Consider the following 2,223-nt stretch of genomic DNA (forward strand, 5'->3'; position numbering starts at 1 on the left):
ACGTTCATGTGCTCACCGTATGCGGCATACCTGTCCGGTCACACGCTCGTGTTGGACGGAGCCAACTGGTTGCGCCGTGGCCTCACGATGCCGGAGTTCACCCCGATCGAGGAACAATTCGGGTGACCGATTGACGCCCCGCAATTTTCCATCCCCCATGTCGAGACCCGAGGACCCCGCCGTGCCCGCTGACAATCCGTCCGATGCAGTTATCGTCGCAGCCGTTCGTACCCCGATCGGAACCGCCCACAAAGGCACGCTGCGCGAGACCACCGCCATGGAGCTATCCCAGATCATCATCGAAGGAGTGACAAGCCGATCCGGGTTGGATTCACACAGCATCGACGACATCGTCCTTGCCGAATCGAACTACGGTGGTGGAGATCTCGCGCGAAACGCCGCAGTCGCGACGGGGATGACACACGTACCGGGACAAGCAGTCAATCGGCACTGCGCCGGCAGTCTGACCGCCATCGGTAATGCCGCGGCTATGGTGGTCAGCGGCGCTGAGCGGGCGGTGATCGCGGGCGGAGTCCAATCGAGTTCGACGGCACCGCACCTGAAGTTCCGGACGCCTGGCACCGTCGACGAGTTCATCGAGCCGTGGATGTCGCCGAGTCACCCAGCTACCGATGACGCCCCCAATATGGACATGTCGATAACCGTGGGTTGGAACACCGCCAAGGAACTCGGTATTTCACGCGAGGAGATGGACACATGGGCTTTGCGCTCGCATGAGCGGGCGCTCGCAGCTATCGACGCCGGAGCCTTCGAGGAAGAGATAGTTCCGGTACCGGTGCGAATATCCGAAGGTACCGTGTCGCAGTTCACCACCGATGAGCACCCTCGCCGCGGCTCTACTGCCGAGAAACTGGCGTCGCTCAGGGTCATCCATCCCGAGATCGACAGTTTCTCCATCACAGCAGGAAATTCCAGCGGAATCAACGACGGTGCTGCTGCGGTACTTGTTGCGCGACGCGAATTCGCCGAATCGGAAGACGTGGAGATCCTCGCCACCATCCGGGCCTGGGCGACATCAGCGGTAGAACCTGCTCGCACGGGCCTCGCCGTTATCGACGTTATTCCCAAAGTCCTCGAACGAGCGGGCATCTCCGTCGACGACGTCGACCTCTGGGAAATCAACGAGGCATTCGCATCCGTTTCCATTGCCGCGTGCAAGAAACTCGGAATCGATGATTCCTTGGTGAATACCGCAGGTAGTGGGTGCAGCCTGGGGCATCCGGTAGCCGCGTCAGGCGCGAGGATGATTGTCACGTTGATCCACCAGTTGCGTCGACGCGATGGCGGATACGCCGTTGCAGCAATGTGCGCAGGTGGGGGTCAGGCCGGCGCCGTCGTCATCCACGTCCCATCGGCTGGTTCTGGACAGCATGATTGAGAATGGCGCGTTGTCCGAACAGCTCACCGAACTTCGCGGGCAGTACTATCAGCGTGGTCTCTACAGCGGTCAGACGATGGTCGACGCGATCGAACGCGGAGGTGTCGAATTCGCTGACAATACGATAGTTTTCGTCGCAGATGGACGTTCGACCGAAACCACCGTCGGCACCCTTTTCCGGGAGGCAACAGCGTTCGCAGCAGGGCTGCAGGCTCGAGGAATCGGGACAGGTGATCGAGTGGCGGTGCAACTGCCGAACTCTCCCGAATGCTACATCGCACATCTAGCCGTTCTATTGTCCGGCGCAACCCTGCTGCCGATCATTCCGATTTACGGCCTCAAAGAAGTCGATTTCATACTGCGGCAGTCCGGGGCCCGCGCCCTGATTCTCCCAGCCAGGCTCGGGGCAACCGACTACCGAGACCGCGTTGCCGGTCTGCTGGAAATCGGCTCCTTGGAGCATCTCATCATGGTCGGGGACGGCGCTCACTCTGCATGCGTGTCGTGGGAGGAAGTCGCCCAGGGCGGCGCGTACATCCGTCCGTCGGCGGATGCCGACGAGGTGTGCCTCCTTCTGTACACATCCGGAACCACATCCGATCCCAAAGGTGTTTTACACAGCCATAATTCGTTGTTGGCGGAGCTGTCGAACTCGCCGATTCAGGGAGTGGGCGACGGTGACTACGTGAGCCTTGTCGCGTTCCCCGCGGGACATATCGCCGGGGTCCTCAATATCTGCAGGCCTGCAGTCGGCGGCGGAAGTTCGGTATTCATGGATCAGTGGCGGCCTGATCTTGCCGCTGATCTCATCGAACGTTACAAGG

General features: G+C 60.7%; 2 protein-coding genes. Both read left to right on the forward strand.

The window, feature by feature from the left end; genetic code table 11:
- Nucleotides 1-181: 181 nt before the first annotated feature.
- Nucleotides 182-1,399, forward strand: a complete 1,218-nt coding sequence (locus tag WAW17_RS02370; protein ID WP_422331419.1) for a thiolase family protein — start codon at nt 182-184, stop codon at nt 1,397-1,399.
- A partial coding sequence (locus tag WAW17_RS02375) for an AMP-binding protein (protein ID WP_422331420.1) occupies nt 1,392-2,223 on the forward strand: 832 nt, incomplete at its 3' end. The genes WAW17_RS02370 and WAW17_RS02375, both read left to right, overlap by 8 nt.

The organism is Rhodococcus sp. (in: high G+C Gram-positive bacteria) (genome assembly GCF_049286785.1).
Lineage (GTDB): Bacteria > Actinomycetota > Actinomycetes > Mycobacteriales > Mycobacteriaceae > Rhodococcus_F.